We start from the raw sequence: 16,758 nt of genomic DNA, 5'->3' as shown, positions 1-16,758 counted from the left end.
ATGAGCAAGCTCGCACTGGTCACCGGCGCCACCTCGGGCATCGGCCAGGCGTTCGCCACCCGCCTGGCGGACGACGGCCACGACCTGATCGTGGTCGGCCGCCGTCAGGACCGGCTCGAGGAGTTCGCCGCCGCGCACCCGGAGGTGAGTGTGCGCGTCCTGGCCGCGGACCTGTCCACGCCGGAGGGCATCGACGAGGTCGCCGCCGTGTGCGCCGCCGAGCCGCTGACGATGCTGGTCAACAATGCCGGGGTGGCGCACTACATGCCGCTGGCCGAGCTGCCCGCCGACCGGGCGCGGGAGCTGGTCGGGGTCAAGGTGCTGGCCCCCACGCTGCTCACCCGCGCGGCCGTCGGCGGCATGGTCGAACGCGGCGGGGGCACGATCGTCAACGTCGCGGGCATGATCGCGTTCAGCGGTGCCGCCCCGCAGTCGCAGGGCCCGCGCCGCGTGGTCTACGCGGGCAGCCTGGCCTACCTGGTGACGATGACGCAGACCCTGGCCGCCGAGCTGGAGGGCACCGGGGTGCGGGCCCAGGTGATCTGCCCGGGCGTGGTCGCCACCGAGTTCCACGAGGTGCAGGGCCTCGACCTGAGCTCGGTGCCGCGGATGAGCGCGGACGAGGTGGTCACGGCCGGCCTGCGCGGCCTGGAGCTGGGCGAGACCGTGTGCGCCCCCGGCGTGCAGGACGCCTCCCTGCTGGACACGGCGTTCGCGGCCGCCCTGGCGGCCTTCGGCGGGCAGAGCCCCCGGCTCGCCACCCGTTACCAGGCCTCCTGAACCTCGAATCATGGACGACGGGGAGCCCGGTCGCGGCTTCCGTCGTCCATGATTGCGAACCCGTGCCACGCTGCCCTGCACCCCGGCGAAAGCGCGATTATCGTGATGGGATGGACACCTTCGAGGCCGCCGGCGGCCGGTTCGACCTCGCCGCCGCCGACGAGGTGATCGCCCGCGTGCTCACCGGGCCGGACGGGATCACCCACCCGGTGCTCACCGGCACCGGCACCGGCACGCCCCAGCTCGGCCTGTTCTGCACCCGCGAGCCGGGCGGGGTGCGGCTGGAGGGCCGGATCACCCTGCGGGAGCCGGGTTTCGACGGTCCGCTGCACCAGTTCATGATCGGCGCCGACCAGGTGGCGCCGGTGCTGGAGGCGCTGGGCCGGCTGTTCGAGGGCCCACCCGGCCGGCCGCTCACCGAAGGTGAGCTCACCGCCACGACCCTCGCCGGGCGTCCCCTGCTCGACGGCCGGGTCACCGACCGGGCCCTGGTCACCGTGCCGGCCGATCGGCTCACCGCGCGCACGCTCGCCGCCCTGCTGCGGATCACGGTGCGACTGGGCGCCCGCAGAGCCGGCGCCGCACCCTATCTGGCCGGGCGCGCCTTCCGGATCGGCCTGCCGGGCGAAACCACCGGCGCCGCAGACGAACCCGACGCCGTGCGGCTCGACGACCTGGGTGGCCTGGACGAGGTGGTGGCCCAGCTGCGCGACGTGGCCGACTCGTTCCGGCACCCCGAGGTGATGGCCCGCTGGGGCGCGCGGCGGCCGCAGGGCATCCTGATGTGGGGACCGCCCGGCACCGGCAAGACCACCCTGGCCCGGGCCCTGGCCCAGGAGATCGGCGGCACCCTCGAAGAGGTGCGCAGCAGCGACATCCTCGACCGCTGGATGGGCGCCTCCGAGCGCAACATCACCCGGGTGTTCGAGCGGGCCCGCCGCTACACCTCGCCCACGGTGCTGCTGTTCGACGAGTTCGACAGCATCATCGGCTACGCCGGCCGGCCGCGGGGCTCGGCCGACCAGGCGGTCAACTCGGTGGCGGGCATCTTCAAGCAGCAGATGAACGACCTGGCCGAGGTCAACCCGAACGTGATCGTGGTGGCCACCACCAACTTTCCCGACCGGGTGGACGAATCCCTGATCCGCTCGGGCCGTTTCGACGTGAAGCTGGCCGTTCCGCTGCCCGGCGCCCGGGCCCGGGCCGACATCCTGGCCAAGCAGATCCGCTCCCTCCAGAACCGGCACACCGCAGACGGTTTCCGGATGTTCGCCGACGACCTGGATGTCTCCGGGCTGGCCCGGCAGGCGGCCGGGCTGTCCGGAGCCGACCTGGCCGAGGTGCTGCGCCGGGCCCGGCTGGAGAAGGCCATGGCCGAGGCCCGGGGCGGCGCACCCGGGCCGATCACCCAGGCCGACCTGCTGCGCGGCATCGAGCGGCTGACCCGCGCCACCACCTGATCCGCCCGATTCCGCCCCGGATTCCCGGTGAACCGGGATGATGATCAGCGCAGAGGACCGGGTGCGAGCACGGGAGGGATCCGTCGCATGGGCGAACCGAAGCTGACCGTCTCCGGCAGCCCGGGGCGGGGCTGGGTGATCGCGCTGGTGCTGGCCACGGCCGGGGTGGCCGTCGGCTGGTTCGGGCCGATCCAGATCCTGCTGCCGGCCCAGGCCGAGGTGATCGGCCTGGGCGGTTCCGGGGGCCGGGGCAAGGAGTCGCTGCTGGCCCTGGTCACCGGGGTCGGGGCGGCCGGGTCGATGATCGCGAACCCGCTCTGGGGCGCGCTGTCGGACCGGTTGCGGGCGCGCACCGGCAGCCGGGCGCCGGTGCTGGTGGCCGGGGCCCTGCTCGGGGTGAGCGGGCTGCTGGTGCTGTCCGCCGCGTCGTCCGTCCCGACGATGGTGATCGGCTGGCTGGCCGTGCAGGTGGGCCTGAACGGGCCGTTCGCGGTGCTGGCGGCGCTGATCGCCGACCGGGTGCCGCCCGCGCGGCGGGGCCTGGTCGGCTCGCTGTTCGGTGTGGCCCAGCTGGCCGGCACGGTGGCGGGCACGGTGCTGGCCGTGGCCACCGGCGAGGGCCGCCTCGGCTATCTGGCCGTGGCGGTGGCGGTTGCGCTGCTCGTCGTCCCGATTCTGCTCACCGGCGCGCCGTTTCGGGGCGAACCGCTGGTGGACGACGCGAGACCGGCGCGGCGCACCGCCGTCGGGAGACCTCGCCCCGGGCGGGCGTTCGCCGCCGCGTTCGGCCTGCGCCTGCTGCTGAACCTGGTGAGCGCGCTGGGACTGCTGTACCTGTACTACTTCCTGTCCGACCGGGCCGGAGTCGCCGATCCGGGCACCTGGGTGCTGGTCCTGACGGTCTGCTACGTGACGGTGGCCGGCGCCGCGGCGGCGTCGGCGGGACCGGTGTCGGACCGGCTCGGCCACCGCCGGGGCATCGCCGGGGCGGCGGCGCTGGTGCTGGCCGCCGGCTCGGTGCTGCTGGCCGCGGCCGGCCCGATGGCCGTGGTGGTGACGGCGGTGCTGGTGCTGGGCCTGGGCTACGGCCTGTTCCTGGCGGTCGACGTCGCGGTCGTCACCGACGCACTGCCCGATCCGGGCACCCGGGCCACCCTGCTCGGCGTCGCGAACGTCGCGAGCTCGCTGCCCCAGGTGCTGGCGCCGGTGCTGGCCGCGCCGGTCGTCACCGGGCCCGGCTCCTACACGCTGCTCTACCTGGGCACCGCGGCGATCGCGCTGGTGGCCCTGCCGGTGCTGCCGTTCCTGCCGGTGGCCCCGGTGCCGGTGGCCGCCGGCCCGGAGGTGATGTCCCGGTGACACTCCCCGAAACCGGCTGCGCCGCGCACCGGATCAGCGCCGAAGACCTGTCCCTGCCGGAGAAGGCAGCGCTGCTCGGCGGGGCGAACGTGTGGCAGACCCGAGGCGTGCCCCGCCTCGCCGTCCCACCGCTCTGGATGTCCGACGGGCCGCACGGCCTGCGCCGGCAGCCCGCCGACGCCGATCATCTGGGCCTGGGCGAGAGCGAGCCGGCGGTGTGCTTCCCGACGGCGGCGACCGTGGCCAACAGCTGGGACGAGGCGCTGGCCGAGCGGATCGGGGCGGCCCTGGGCCGCGAGGCCGCCGCCCGCGACGTGCACGTGCTGCTCGGACCGGGCCTGAACCTGAAGCGTAACCCCCTGGGCGGTCGCAACTTCGAGTACTTCTCCGAGGACCCGGAACTGTCCGGCCGGCTCGCCGCGGCCTACGTGCGGGGCATCCAGTCGCAGGGCGTGGCGGCCGCGCCCAAGCACTTCGCCGTCAACAGCCAGGAACTGCGGCGCCTGGTGTCGGACTCGGTGGTGGACGAGCGCACGCTGCGCGAGATGTACCTGACGGCGTTCGAGATCGTGGTGCGCGAGTCCCGGCCGTGGCTGATCATGTCGTCGTACAACCTGGTCAACGGCGTTCACGCGCACGAGAACCCGCACCTGCTGCTCGATGTCCTGCGCGGCGAGTGGGGTTTCGACGGCGTGGTGGTGTCGGACTGGGGCGGCGGTCACGACCCGGCGGCCGCCGTCGCGGCCGGTGGCACGATCGAGATGCCCTCCAACGGCTTCAACTCCGCGCGGGCGATCGCCCGGGCGGTGCGGGAGGGCACGCTGGCCGGGGCCGACCTGGACGCCCGGGTGAACGAGCTGCTCACCCTGGTGCAGCGGGTCACCGGTGACCGGCCCGGCGGTGGCGCTGGCGGTGGGTCGGGTGACCACCACGCCCTGGCCCGGCTGGCCGCCGCCGAGGGCAGCGTGCTGCTGCGCAACCAGGGCGGCCTGCTGCCCCTGGCGCCCGGCACCCGGGTGGCGACGGTCGGGGCGTTCGCGGCGGCGCCGCGCTACCAGGGCGCCGGCTCGTCGCTGGTGAACCCGACCCGGCTGAGCACGCTGATCGGCTCGTTCGCCGCGTCGGGCCTGCGATCGGCCGGTTACGCACCGGGTTTCACCGCCGGCGGGGAGCGCACCGACGCGATGACGGAGCAGGCCTGCGCGGTCGCCCGGGGCGCCGACGTGGTGGTGCTCGCCCTGGCGGTGCCGGCCTCCGACGAGTCCGAGGGCCTGGACCGGCCGCACCTGGAACTGCCCGCGGCACAGGTGAACACGCTGATGGCGGTCGCCGCCACCGGCACACCGGTCGTGGTGGTGCTGGCGGCGGGCGGCCCGGTCGAGACCCCCTGGCTCGGGCACACCACCGCCCTGCTGCACACCTACCTGGGTGGCCAGGCCGGGGCCGAGGCGGTGTGGGACGTGCTGACCGGTGCCGTGGAACCGGGCGGCCGCCTGGCCGAGACCATGCCGGTGCGGCTGGCCGACGACCCGGTGTCGGCCCGGTTCCCCTCCCCCGGCCGCACCGCCGAGTACCGCGAGAGCGTGTTCGTGCGTTACCGCTATCACGCCAGTGCCGGAGTGGCTCCCGCCTTCCCCTTCGGTTTCGGGCTCGGCTACACCACTTTCGCCTACGACGGCCTGGAGGCCGGACCGGACGGCGCGGCCTTCACCGTCACCAACACCGGGTCGCGGGCCGGTGCCGACGTGGCCCAGCTCTACGTGCGCCGTCTCACGCCTGGTGTGGTGTACCGGCCCGCCCTGGAACTCAAGGGATTCCACAAGGTGCGCCTGGCGCCGGGCGAGCGGGTGCGGGTGACGATCCCGTTCGGCGGGCGCACCTTCCGCTTCTTCGACGTGCGCACCTCGACCTGGGAGGTGGAGCAGGGCGAGTACCGGATCCTGATCGGCCCCAGCAGCGCCGACCTGCCCCTGACCGCCACGCTCACGGTGGCCGGGACGGTTCCCGCCGGGCGGCCCGACCCGCTGCTGGAGCCGTACGCGCGGGCCGACGTGCGCCACGTGCCGGACGCGGTGTTCGAGACTCTCCTGGGCCGGCCACTGCCCGAGAGGCGCTGGCAGCCGGGCCGGTTCGACCAGGACACCCCGCTCGATCAGCTGCGTCACTCCCCCGGGCGCCTGGCGCGTCTCGGCTTCCGGCTGCTGGAGCGGCGAAAGCGCGCGGCCGACCGAAGTTCTCACCCGGACCTGGACACCCTGTTCGTCTACTACGCGCCGTTCCGGATCGTGCACACGATGACGGCGGGGGCCGCGACCCGCGCGGTCACCGACGCCGTGCTGGAGATCGCCCGCGGACGTGGGGTGCGCGGGACCGCCCGCGTGGCGTTCGCCTGGATGGCGGGGCGCCGTCTGGAGCGACGCTCGCGGGAGGAGTTCGAGCGGCTCACGGCACCGCCCCCGGGCAGGTTCACAACGTGACGATGATCTTGCCCTCGTTGCCCGGGGCGATGCGGTAGCTGCGGTAGAGCCGGCGCACGTGCGGCTGGCCCAGGAAGGTGAGCACCTTCTGCCGCAGCTGCCCGGTGCCCTTGCCCGGGATGATCTCGACCTCGCGCTGGCCGGTGGCCGCGGCTCGCACGATGAACGTGCGCAGGGCCGTGTCGATGTCGCGCTTGCTGCGGAACACCGGGTGCAGATCGAGCGACAGCATGGCCCCAGTCTACGGCCCGCGCGCGGCTGGCATCATCGGCGTCATGACCACGCTCAGCGTGCGGCCGATGACGCCGCCGGAATTCGCCGACTGGCAGCGGGAACTGGCCCGCGTCTACTCCGCCGAGCAGGTGGCGGCCGGCCGGTGGGCCGCCGAGGGCGCGTTCCGGCGGGCCCTGGACGAGAACGCCGCGTCGCTGCCCCAGGGCCTGGACACGCCGGGCATGCTGCTGCTCAAGGGCGTGCTGGCCGACGGCACCGTGATCGGCCGGGTCTGGATCGGCCTGGAGCACCCGCGGGGCACCCCGGACTGCGCGTTTCTGTACGACATCGAGGTGGACGAGCCGCATCGCGGCCGGGGCCTGGGGCGGGCCCTGCTGACCGCCGCCGAGCAGGCGGTGGCCGAGCGCGGGGTCGGGGCGCTGGAGCTCAACGTCTTCGGCGACAATGCCTCCGCCATCGGCCTTTACGGGTCGGCGGGTTACACCGTGATCACCCAGCAGATGCGCAAGCAGGTGCGGCCCTAGCCGCGCTGCCGCGCCATCCACTGCCAGACGTGGGTGCCCCGGATGCTCGGGTCGTTGCGGGCCAGGTAGATCCACGACCAGTGGCCGGGAAACTGGTGGCCGTCGCGGATCACGTGGTCGTACAGCGTGACCCGGGACCCCGGGATCAGCTCGTGCGCGTGCACCGTGTTGGCCTGGGGGTCCACGGTGGTGTCGTCGAGCGAGGTGATCAGCCAGGTGGGCGTGCGGACGGCGGCCAGCTCGGCGTCGGGGATCAGCGGCGGGCTGCCGGCCACCACACCGCAGACCGGCACCGAGGCGGCGAACAGGCCGGGATAGGTGGTGGTCATCTTCAGGCTCATGTAGCCGCCGTTGCTGCACCCGGCCAGGTAGATCCGGTCACGGTCCACGTCGTGGCGGTCCGCCACCTCGCGGATCACCTGACGGATCAGCGGGGCGAAGCGCGGGCCGTCTTCCATCCAGTACGAGGTGCTCTGCGGGGCCACCACGTAGGCGCCGCCGAACACGCGCTGCCCCTGCGGGGTGGCGAACCCGAGCGCACCCCGGTTGGCGCGCAGCGTGGTCTCGTTGTCGTAGTAGCCGTCGGGCAGCGAAGCGCCCTCACCGCCGCCGTGCAGCCACACGATCAGCGGTCGCCGGCCCCGGCCGGGCTGGTACAAGCGGTATTTCAGACCCGAGCCCGAGGTGTGGCGGCTGAACGCGTCCACCTCCGGACTGGACACCCGGCCCTGCTCGAAAGCGCTGATGGTCAGTGGTTTTCCGCGGCGCACGGCGAGCGGTGCGTTCTGTGTGAGGGTGTAGGTCAGGCCGAGCCGCACGTTGCGCCCCGGGTGAGCACGTAGCCCAGGGTGTTGGCGCCGAGAACGCCCTCGCCGTGCTCCAGATCGAGCACGATGTCGCCGTCGCGGCCGACGTGCGCGCCGGTCACGGTGCGGTCGACGTCGTACACCCCGGAGATCTCGGCGTCGGGGACGCCGGGCAACGGGCTGGTGGCCCGGGCGTGCACACTGAACGTGGCGGCGCTCAGGCTCGCCGGGTCGACCGGCCCGAGGGCAGCGGTAGCCAGGGTGATCCCGGTGATCTGCTCGCCGCCGTCGAGAACCTCGGCGTCGAGCGTGAATTCGACGACACCACCGGACCGGGCGGTCGCGGCCCGGGCCGTGGCGGCGGGGAGCACCACCCCGGCGGCGGCCCCCACCCCGACTCCCATCCCGGCGGCCAGCACACCGCGCCGGCTCGGGCCGCTGACGGCATGACGACTGGAACCGTGCGACGGTGCAGGCATCCGTGCCCCTGTCCTCGGGGGAATCGCCGCTTCGTAGGCCACGAGCGGGATTTCGGTGAGGACGTCAATTTATCCCGGGTGATTTGTCCGCGCAACGGCCTGATTCGGCGCATCGTTACCGCTCGGCGCTGAATCCGGGCCGGGCCCGGCCCGCCTCCGGTCCGGAACCCGGTCCACGGCCCGGTCCTGGACCGGCACGGTGGCGGCCTGCGGCGGAACCAGGTGCCGGGGCAGGTCCTCCACCGCCTCCGGCGGCAGCGGCCGGGAGAACAGGTAGCCCTGCGCCTCCTCGCAGCCGTCCGCCCGCACCCGGGCCAGCTGGGCCTGGGTCTCGATCCCCTCGGCGATGACGCGCAGCGAGAAGGTCTGCGCGGCACGGGTGATCAGCGTGGCCAGCTGGTGGTGCCCGACGTCCTCGGAGTCGATGAAGCTGCGGTCGATCTTCAGGATGTCGGCCGGGGTCACCGCGAGCGCGCTGATCGAGGTGAAGCCGGTGCCGAAGTCGTCGATCGCCACCTGCACCCCGCGCTCGCGCAGCACCCGCAGGTGCTCGCGGGCCCGGGGGTCGTCGGTGAGCACCGTCTCGGTGATCTCGACCACCAGCAGACCGGGCGGAAGACCGCTGGCCGCAAGGGCGTCCGCCACGTCGTCCAGCACCCGGTGGTCGGCCAGGTGCCGGCCGGAGATGTTCACGGCGATCGTCGGCTCGGTCTCGCCCGGCACGAACCCGCCCTGCCCGGCGGCGCGCCAGCGGGCCGTCTGCGCGGTGGCCTCGTGCAGCACCCAGCGGCCGAGGTCGCAGACGAACGAGGACGCCTCGGCGGCGGCGATGAAGACGTCCGGGCGCACCGGCCCGACCCCGGGCCGCTCCCAGCGCGCCAGGGCCTCGAAACCGACGAGCACACCGCTGGTCAGGTTCACCACCGGCTGGTAGTGCAGGTGCAGCTCACCGGCTTCCAGGCCGGCCCGCAGGGCGACCTCCAGGGCGGCCCGCTCGGACAGCTCGGCGCGCAGCCCGTCGTCGAAGATCTCCACCCGGCCGCGGCCCAGCCGCTTGGCCCGGTAGGCGGCCATGTCGGCCTCGGCCAGCAGGCTGTCGGCGGTGCTGCCGGGTGACGACAGCGCCACGCCCACGCTGGCGCCCACCCGCACCTGCTTGACCGTGGTGGCGCCGACGTTCATCGGGCCGGACCAGCTGACCGCGCTGATCAGCCGGCGGCCCAGGTCGAGCAGCGCCTCCGGGTCGCGGATCCCCTCGATGGTGACCACGAACTCGTCGCCGCCGAACCGGCCGGCCGCGTCGCCCGGGCGCAGGGTGGCGGTGAGCCGGTCGGCCACCTCGCACAGCACCCGGTCGCCGACGGCGTGGCCGTGGGTGTCGTTGACCAGCTTGAAGCCGTCCAGGTCGATGAACAGCACGCCGGTGGCCCCGCGGGTCAGCAGCACCGACAGGCGGGCCAGGATCTGGGCCCGGTTGGCCAGGCCGGTGAGCGCGTCGTGGGTGGCCTGGTGGGCCAGCTCGTCCTGGAGTGCCTCGCGGGCCCGGAAGCTCTCGACGATCTGCTCCACCGAGGCGTGCACCACGTCGCCGAGCGGGCCGGGCAGCGGCTTCTGCCGCAGGGCCTCCTCGGTGTTGCCGTCGACGACCGCCCGGGCCTGCTCCTGCACCCGGCGCAGCCCGGCCACGGCCGACGACAGGGCGCGCGCGGCGGTCCGCAGCTCGCGCGGGCCGCGTGGCGGCACGTCGACCAGGTTGCCCTGGCTGACCTGCTGGGCACCGGAGGCCAGGGACCGCATCGAGGAGGTCAGCCAGCGCACCACCAGACCGCCGTTGACCAGGGACAGCAGCACCAGGCCCAGGCACACGGTCAGGGTGTTGCGGCGGCGGTCCAGGGCGGCCTCCAGATCGGCGCCGGAGGCCTCGATCACCTGGGCCACGGCGTCCTCCAGCACCACCGACAGGGCAGCGTCGCGGGCCTGGCTGCGCTCGGCCAGGCCGGGCAGGTCCGCGGTGGCCAGCACCTGCCGGGCCGGGTCGAGGGCCTGCTCGGTCAGCAGCCCGGAGAACTCGCCGACCGCCGGGTCGTTGCGGTACACGGCCCAGTTGTGCCGGATCGTGCCGACGGTGAAGTCCCCGGCGTAGTCGGCCTGCTTGGTGTAGGCGCCCCAGGAGGCGACGAAGCCGTTCTCGGCGATGCCGGCGGCCGGGTCGGCCAGCACCCGGGAGGCGAACAGCTCGCCGAGCTGGCGGCTGGCCGCCTCGCTCAGGGTCAGCAGCTGGTTCAGGTCCTGGAGCGCGGCCACGCTGCGCCGGCCCAGGCCGGCCGAGACCGCCTCGGCGCTGGCCCAGCGTTCGGCCGTGGCCAGTTCCGAGGAGCTCTGCCCGAAGCCACGGATGACGTTCTCCAGCGGCTTGGAGACGTCAGCGGCGGCGGAGCGGGCGAAGGCGATGCGGGTGCGGGCGGAGGTGACCGCCTGATCCAGCCGGGCATCCGGCTGAAGGTCGCCGGCGGCCTCCAGGGCCGCGCCGACCGCACGGTCGGTCAGGGCGCGGGCCCGCTGCACCACCGCGGGCTCGGCGGCCCGCAGCGAGGCGGCCTGCCGCGCGGTGAGGCCCACCCGGGTGGCCCGGTCCCCGTCCGCGAGCACGTGCACGAGCATCGACGGCACCACCTCGCCGTCGGTGGCCCGGCGGGCGGCATCGAGCAGTTCCACGGCCGACACCAGGCGCTGGGCCCGCAGGGCCCGGTCGGCGGAGCGGTGGGCGGAGGCCACCGCGACCCCGCCCAGGTACACCGTGGCGAGCAGCGGCAGCAGGGTGAGCACCGCCAGCGGCTGCCAGACCGGCCGGCCACGCAGTCCGCGCTGGGCTCGGTCGCTCACCGGCCGGCTTCCGGACCGGACCACGTCGTGATCGGCACGCACAGGATGTCGGCAGGTACCGGCCGCGGGTTGAGGCCGGTGCGGCAACGACCCGAAAGTGCCTAACTCCGGCCATATCAGGCGGCGGTACCGGCGGATCCCTCACCGTGAGAACGAAGCACGGCGACTCGACGCCGGTCGCGGTTCCCCCAGCCGCCGAGACCCCATCGACGGCAAGGCAGACAGATGAGAGACGACACGCGACGGCTCACCGTGCTGGTGGCCCGGGGGCTGCACCGCTACCAGGGCAGCTACCCGGTGGTGCCGCGGTGCTGATCGGGGCCGGGCTGGTCACCGGAATCCGGCTGCGGGCCGTGCTTCTGGCGTTCTTCGTGCACATGGCCGGGGTGGTCTCCACCCTGGCGCTGCTGCCCCGGGAGGTCTGGGTGCACCCGCTGGTGCCCTCGTTCGACGGGCAGTACATCCTGAAGAACGTGGTGCCGGTGGCCTGCTGGCTGCATCTGGCGGCCCTGGAACTCGGCGCCCCGCAGGCGAAGTCAGAGCCGGTGGGCGAACGCCAGTAGGTGCGCACTGGCGTGGATCATCGCCGGGTCCTGCTCCACCAGGCGCGCGCAGCGCAGGGCGGCACCCAGGTCCTGGCGCCCGGAGACGTCCGCGGCCGGCCAGGCCGGGCCCTCCACCCCGAACACGCCGGCCCCGGCGAAACCGGCCGCCCCCACCTCGCCGAGCAGCTCCGGCGCGGTGTGGAACCGGGCCGGCACGAAGCCCGCGTGCCCGTCGTAATCGCCAGTGCTCAGTACCTTTTCGATGCCCGGCAGCAGGTCGTGGGTGAGCCGCCCCTCGGCCCCGAGCTGTGGCGGCGGATCAGCTCCTGCGTGCGCAGGAACTCCAGCCGCCCGTGCGGCGAGCGGGAAAGTCGTGTCGCCTCGGCGGAATCCGTTCCGTAGTGCGCGATCACCGATGGGTCCATGCGGGCCAGCATCAATCATGGACGACGGGGGCCGCCACCGGTTTACCGTCGTCCATGATGCCGGCCACCACCGCACCGGTGACGCGCTCACGGCATCCTGGTGCGGCCGGGCCGCGCGCCCCTGCGATGATGGGCGCCCGCCCGCACCCGACCAGGAGCTGAGATCCACGTGACACGATCATGGACGGCGAGGTGGCTCGCCGGCTGGGCCGTCCTGATCGGGCTCACCCTGCTCGTCGTCGCCGGTGCGAGCCTGACGGTGGACGACGCGACGCTCGGCTGGTTCACCGTGCTCGACCGGCCCGGCGCCGGGCACCTGGTCTGGCGCACCCTGGTGATGGGCGGCCAGTTCTGGCTGGTCGGCACGGCCGCCGCGGTGATCGGCCTGGCCCGTTCCTGGTGGTCCCGGTCGTGGCACCCGTTCCTGGTCACCGCGGTCGCCGTGGTGACCCTCGACGTGCTGCTCCTGACCTCCAAGCACCTGGCCGGGCGCACGTCACCACACAGCGGCCTGAACGAGGTGCTGGTGGGCGGTTCCTCGTACCCCTCGGGGCACACCGCCAACGCCACCATGTGCCTGGCGCTGATCGCCGTGCTGCTGACCGGCGCGGCCGGCCGGGCCCGGCGCCGGGCGCTGGCGGCGGCCGTGCTGATGGCCGTGGTGGTCGGGATCTGCAACCTGGTGCTGGGCTACCACTGGATCAGTGAGGTGGTGGCGGGCTGGCTGCTGGGCGCGCTCGTGGTGCTCGGGGCAGCGCGCCTGCTCGACCGCACCTGACCGCTCACGCACGCGCTCGTCCGACGGCCCGCACCACCACGGCACCGGCCGGCCGTCTGACCGGAACCGTCTGCCGCACCTGGATTTCCGTGACCAGGTCGGCCAGATCGACCACGGCCTCGGCCTTCCCGCCGGCCCACTCCCCCACCCGCACATCGGCCCGCAGCGGCCGGGCCACCATCACGTTCACCGCGATCACCACGCCCTCGGGCTCGGCCTCCACGGTCTGCTCCCCGGCGAACCGGGCCAGGCCGCCCGGCCCGAGCCGCAGCTCCTGCCCGCCGACGCTCAGGGTGAGCGTGCCGCGGGCGACCACGAGGGTGCGGTCCAGGCCGGGAAAGGCCGAGAACCCGCCCGCCGCAGCGATGGTCGCGATGCTCAGCCGCCAGCGTCCGTCGCGGTGCACCTCCCGGGTGGTGCCGCGGCCGTTGCGCCACGGCAGGTCGGGCAGATCGTCGTAACGCACGACGGGCACGGCCGTTCCTCTCGGGTCGAGGTGTGTCGCCCCACCCGGCCGGAAGCAGGCCGGGAGCCGGATGGGGCGGCACGCGTCATCGCGGGATCAGCTCACCGAGCTGATCGCGGCCTTCTCCACGGCGAGCCCGGCGTGCCAGCGCTCCAGGAACGCGGCGTAGCCGGCGACGCCCTCGGCGTCCGGCTGCACCACCTGGGCCTGCGCGCCGGCGAACACCACCTCGTCCAGCCAGGTTCCGAGGGTGCGACCGGCGGCCGAGCCGTCGCGCACGGCGGCGGCGTAGGCGGCCAGGATCGCGATGCCCCAGGAGCCGCCCTCCCCCGCGCCCTCGCCGACCGCGACCGGTGAGCCGACCGCGGAGGCCAGCACCCGCTGCGCGATACCGCCGGTGCGGAAGAGCCCGCCGTGGGCGAACATCGTGTCCACGGTGACGCCCTCGGCCGTCAGCACCCGCATGCCCAGGCTCAGCGTGGCGAACACGCCGTACAGCTGGGCGCGACCGAAACCGGCCAGGCTGAGCCGGGATCCGGGGGTGCGCACGAACAGCGGGCGGCCCTCGTCGACGCCCGCGATCGGCTCACCGGAGAGCAGGTTGTAGGCGAGCAGGCCGTCGGCGTCCGGGCCCGCCTCCAGCGCACCGCCCAGCACGGCCTGGAACACCGCGTCGGAGTCCGGCTTGTGCCCCAGGGCCACCGCGAACTCGCTGAACAGGCCCACCCAGGCGCCCAGTTCGCTGGAACCGTTGTTGCAGTGCACCATCGCGACCGGGTGGCCGTCGGGGGTGGTGACCAGGTCGATCTCGTGGTGCGTGCCGGCCAGCGGGCCCTCCAGCACGATCATCGCGAAGATGCTGGTGCCGGCGCTGACGTTGCCGGTGCGCGGGCGCACCGAGTTGGTGGCCACCATGCCGGTGCCGGCGTCACCCTCCGGCGGGCACAGCAGGATGCCCGGCCGCAGCTGGCCGGAGGGGTCGAGCAGGGCGGCGCCCTCGGCGGTCAGGCTGCCCGCCTCGGCACCGGCCGGCAGCACCGTCGGCAGCAACGCGGCCAGCTCGCCCTGGTACCCCTGGGCGGCGGCGAGCGCGTCGAACTTCTCCAGCAGGGCGGCGTCGTAGCCGCCGGTGGCGGAGTCGATGGGGAACATGCCGGAGGCGTCACCGACACCGAGGACGTGCTGACCGGTGAGGAGGCGGTGCACGTAGCCGGCCAGCGTGGTGAGCGCCCGGGTCTGCGGCACGTGGGTCTCGTGGTCCAGCACGGCCTGGTAGAAGTGCGCGACCGACCAGCGCAGCGGGATGTTCAGGCCGAATGCCTCGGAGAGCGTGGCGGCGGCCGGGCCGGTGTTGGTGTTGCGCCAGGTGCGGAACGGCACCAGCAGCTCGTCGTCGCCGTCGAACGCCAGGTAGCCGTGCATCATGGCCGACACGCCGATGGCGCCGTAGGTCGACGGGCGCTCCCCGTACTGCTCGGCGACCGCGGTGACCAGGTCGGCGTAGGCGGCCTGGAGCCCCTCGTGCACCGCCGTCAGGGAATACGTCCAGAGTCCGTCGACGAGCTGGTTCTCCCAGGTGGACGACCCGGTGGCCAGGGTGACGCCCGCGTCGTCGGTCAGGCTGGCCTTGATCCGGGTCGAGCCGAGCTCGATGCCCAGGGCGGTACGTCCCGCGACGATCGACTCGCGCGCCGCAGTCTTACGGGGGGTCATGGTTCTGCTCCGTCCTTGGAGGTTGCAGGTCACACGGGACTCGTGGACTCCAAGCAGAGACAGTACAGACCTGCCGGGCTGCTCCTGGATCACTCCGGGCCGACGTCACCGGGCTCACGTCGGCGGTGACCGGAGGACCCGTGACCAAGGGCATCCGGGCAGGCATCCGGGCGGACATCCGGGCAGGCATCCGGGTGAGCCGGGGCGCCCGGGCTTGCCCCGCCGCCCGGCCGGGCCGATCACCTCGCCGTGGAACCAGGTCACCCCCGGGTGCTACCGGGACTGCTGTCACTGCTGGAGGCGGGCCGGGGCGAGGCGGACGAACGGATCCGTCACGCCCTGGAGGTGCTGGTGGAGCAGACCGGGGTGGACACCGCCTTCGTCAGCCGGTTCCGGGACGGGCAGCGGCACGTGACGCACCTGGCCGGGCTGCCGCTCCCGCCACACCGGAAGGACCCGGTGGCGGTGCACGACACGATCTGCTGGCTGGTCGCGACCGAGGCGGTGGAGACGCTGGTCACCGACACCGGCCGGCACCCGGTGCTGAGCCGGCACCCGATGACCAGGCGGTCCGGCACCCTGCTGTCCGGCCTGGGCACCCACGCCGGGGTGCCGCTGGTGGTGGACGGCGACATCGTGGGGGCGGTGTGCGCGGTCGCGGCCACGCCGAGGCCAGACCTGACGGCGCGCGACGCCGACCGGCTGGCCACCACCGGTGAGTTCATCGGGCAGGTGCTGGCCCGGTCCGTGCGGGGCACACCAGATCCCGTTGTCGCGCAGGACCTTCCTGACCTTCCCGATGTCGGGTACCTGGCCGAGCTGGTGGCGCGCAGCGACGACCTGGAGTCGCTGACCCGGCCCCTGCTGGAGCTGCTGCACGCCGCCACCGGCCTGGAGTCGACCTACCTGACGTTCGTGGACTGGGCCGGGGACCGGCAGCAGATCGTGCACTCCCTGAACACCGGCTCGCTCACCATCCCGGAGGGGCTGAGCGTGCCGTGGAGCGACACCCTGTGCCGCCGGGCCCTGGACGCCGGCATCCCCTACACGGCGGACGTCCCCGCGGTGTGGGGAGACAGCGACGCCGCCCGGGAGCTGGGGATCCGCACCTACGTCAGCGTGCCGGTGGTGGACCAGAGCCAGGCGATGATCGGCACCCTGTGCGGGGCCGCCGCGTCGAGTGTGCTGCTGCACGACCACGACCTGGTCACCATGCAGCTGTTCGCGCGGGTGCTGGCCGAGCAGATCAGCCGGGAACGCGCCGCGGGGCGGGAACGGGCCCGGGCCGAGATGCTGGCCCGGCGCACCCGCCCGCTGCGGCGGCCCGACACCGTGGACGACCTGACCGGGCTGTACAACCGCAACGGGATCCGGGAGTGGCTGACGACCGCCATCGGCACCCTCCAGCCGGGCAGCGAGCAACTGGCGATCGCGTTCATCGACGTGGACGGTTTCACCGCCATCAACGACCTCTACGGCCCGGACACCGGCGACGACGTGCTGCGCCTGATGGCCGGGTCGCTGCGGGCCGCCGGGCGCCCGGAGGACCTGCTGGGCCGCCACGACCGGGACCGGTTCGTGGCCGCCGCGGTGCTGGCCCCCAGCGACGCCTCGTTCGGCAACTGGAACCACCGCTTCCGGGCCGCCACCCACCTGCTGCACCGCACGGCCTACCGGCCCACCGGTTCCCTGCCGGGCGGCGACCTTCTGGTGCACGCGGCCGTGGGCGCCATCACCGTGGTCGAGGCGGCCACCACGCCCGAGCACGCCCTGGAGGTGGCCGAGCAGGCGATGCGCCGCAGCAAGGTGCGTGGGCACGCGGGCTGAGC

13 protein-coding genes and 1 pseudogene are annotated in these 16,758 nt (G+C 74.0%); 8 read left to right on the top strand and 6 right to left on the bottom strand.

All coding sequences use genetic code 11. The annotated features are described in order from the left end of the window. The 4 genes from KIH74_RS21245 (at position 1) to KIH74_RS21230 (ending at position 6,076) form a co-directional block, all read left to right on the top strand. Positions 1 to 780: an SDR family NAD(P)-dependent oxidoreductase gene (locus KIH74_RS21245; protein WP_214157816.1), complete on the top strand. Its 780-nt coding sequence runs from the start codon at positions 1 to 3 to the stop codon at positions 778 to 780. Between the two features lie 110 nt (positions 781 to 890). Then, positions 891 to 2,240, top strand: a complete 1,350-nt coding sequence (locus KIH74_RS21240; RefSeq protein WP_214157815.1) for an ATP-binding protein — start codon at positions 891 to 893, stop codon at positions 2,238 to 2,240. Between the two features lie 87 nt (positions 2,241 to 2,327). After that, positions 2,328 to 3,599 (top strand): MFS transporter, encoded by a 1,272-nt coding sequence (locus KIH74_RS21235; protein WP_214157813.1) that lies wholly within the window; start codon positions 2,328 to 2,330, stop codon positions 3,597 to 3,599. Continuing rightward, entirely contained in the window at positions 3,596 to 6,076 is a 2,481-nt protein-coding gene (locus KIH74_RS21230) for a glycoside hydrolase family 3 C-terminal domain-containing protein (protein WP_214157812.1), read from the top strand. Before KIH74_RS21235 ends, KIH74_RS21230 begins: the two co-directional genes overlap by 4 nt. Here the strand turns inward: KIH74_RS21230 and KIH74_RS21225 are convergent. Beyond that, complete coding sequence (locus KIH74_RS21225) at positions 6,066 to 6,308, bottom strand: Smr/MutS family protein (protein WP_214157810.1); 243 nt, start codon at positions 6,306 to 6,308, stop codon at positions 6,066 to 6,068. The two genes, KIH74_RS21230 and KIH74_RS21225, sit on opposite strands and share 11 nt — an antisense overlap. 43 nt (positions 6,309 to 6,351) lie before the next feature. Between KIH74_RS21225 and KIH74_RS21220 the strand changes: the two genes are divergently transcribed. Then, positions 6,352 to 6,834, top strand: coding sequence for a GNAT family N-acetyltransferase (locus KIH74_RS21220; protein WP_214157808.1), 483 nt, complete (start codon positions 6,352 to 6,354; stop codon positions 6,832 to 6,834). On the opposite strand, the pseudogene KIH74_RS39285 reads toward KIH74_RS21220, so the two are convergent. Then, positions 6,831 to 8,119, bottom strand: a pseudogene (locus KIH74_RS39285) (prolyl oligopeptidase family serine peptidase). The gene KIH74_RS21220 and the pseudogene KIH74_RS39285 sit on opposite strands and share 4 nt — an antisense overlap. Positions 8,120 to 8,188: 69 nt before the next feature. Continuing rightward, on the bottom strand, positions 8,189 to 11,002 hold the full coding sequence (locus tag KIH74_RS36725) for a putative bifunctional diguanylate cyclase/phosphodiesterase (protein ID WP_214157802.1): 2,814 nt from the start codon (positions 11,000 to 11,002) through the stop codon (positions 8,189 to 8,191). A gap of 308 nt (positions 11,003 to 11,310) precedes the next feature. On the opposite strand from KIH74_RS36725, the gene KIH74_RS21200 reads away from it, so the two are divergent. Then, positions 11,311 to 11,565 carry a hypothetical protein gene (locus tag KIH74_RS21200; RefSeq protein ID WP_214157801.1) on the top strand — a complete coding sequence of 85 codons (255 nt, stop codon included), beginning with the start codon at positions 11,311 to 11,313 and terminating at the stop codon, positions 11,563 to 11,565. On the opposite strand, the gene KIH74_RS21195 is transcribed toward KIH74_RS21200, so the two are convergent. Continuing rightward, a complete protein-coding gene (locus KIH74_RS21195) occupies positions 11,539 to 11,763 on the bottom strand; it encodes a hypothetical protein (protein WP_214157800.1) in 225 nt (74 codons plus the stop codon). The genes KIH74_RS21200 and KIH74_RS21195 overlap by 27 nt on opposite strands. Positions 11,764 to 12,141: 378 nt before the next feature. Between KIH74_RS21195 and KIH74_RS21190 the strand changes: the two genes are divergently transcribed. Then, positions 12,142 to 12,750, top strand: a complete 609-nt coding sequence (locus KIH74_RS21190) for a phosphatase PAP2 family protein (protein WP_214157798.1) — start codon at positions 12,142 to 12,144, stop codon at positions 12,748 to 12,750. Positions 12,751 to 12,754: 4 nt separating this feature from the next. On the opposite strand, the gene KIH74_RS21185 is transcribed toward KIH74_RS21190, so the two are convergent. Together KIH74_RS21185 and KIH74_RS21180 are read right to left on the bottom strand one after the other, a co-directional pair. After that, a complete protein-coding gene (locus KIH74_RS21185) occupies positions 12,755 to 13,225 on the bottom strand; it encodes a HutD/Ves family protein (RefSeq protein ID WP_214157797.1) in 471 nt (156 codons plus the stop codon). Between the two features lie 87 nt (positions 13,226 to 13,312). Then, positions 13,313 to 14,929 carry an FGGY-family carbohydrate kinase gene (locus tag KIH74_RS21180; protein ID WP_214157796.1) on the bottom strand — a complete coding sequence of 539 codons (1,617 nt, stop codon included), beginning with the start codon at positions 14,927 to 14,929 and terminating at the stop codon, positions 13,313 to 13,315. A 249-nt stretch (positions 14,930 to 15,178) separates the two neighbouring features. Here KIH74_RS21180 and KIH74_RS21175 point away from each other — a divergent pair, with 249 nt between their 5' ends. Then, a complete protein-coding gene (locus KIH74_RS21175) occupies positions 15,179 to 16,756 on the top strand; it encodes a sensor domain-containing diguanylate cyclase (protein WP_214157795.1) in 1,578 nt (525 codons plus the stop codon). The last annotated feature ends 2 nt before the right edge of the window (positions 16,757 to 16,758 follow it).

The sequence above is a fragment of the Kineosporia corallincola genome, assembly GCF_018499875.1.
Classification (GTDB): Bacteria; Actinomycetota; Actinomycetes; order Actinomycetales; family Kineosporiaceae; genus Kineosporia; species Kineosporia corallincola.
This window is presented reverse-complemented; position numbering and strand designations above follow the sequence as displayed.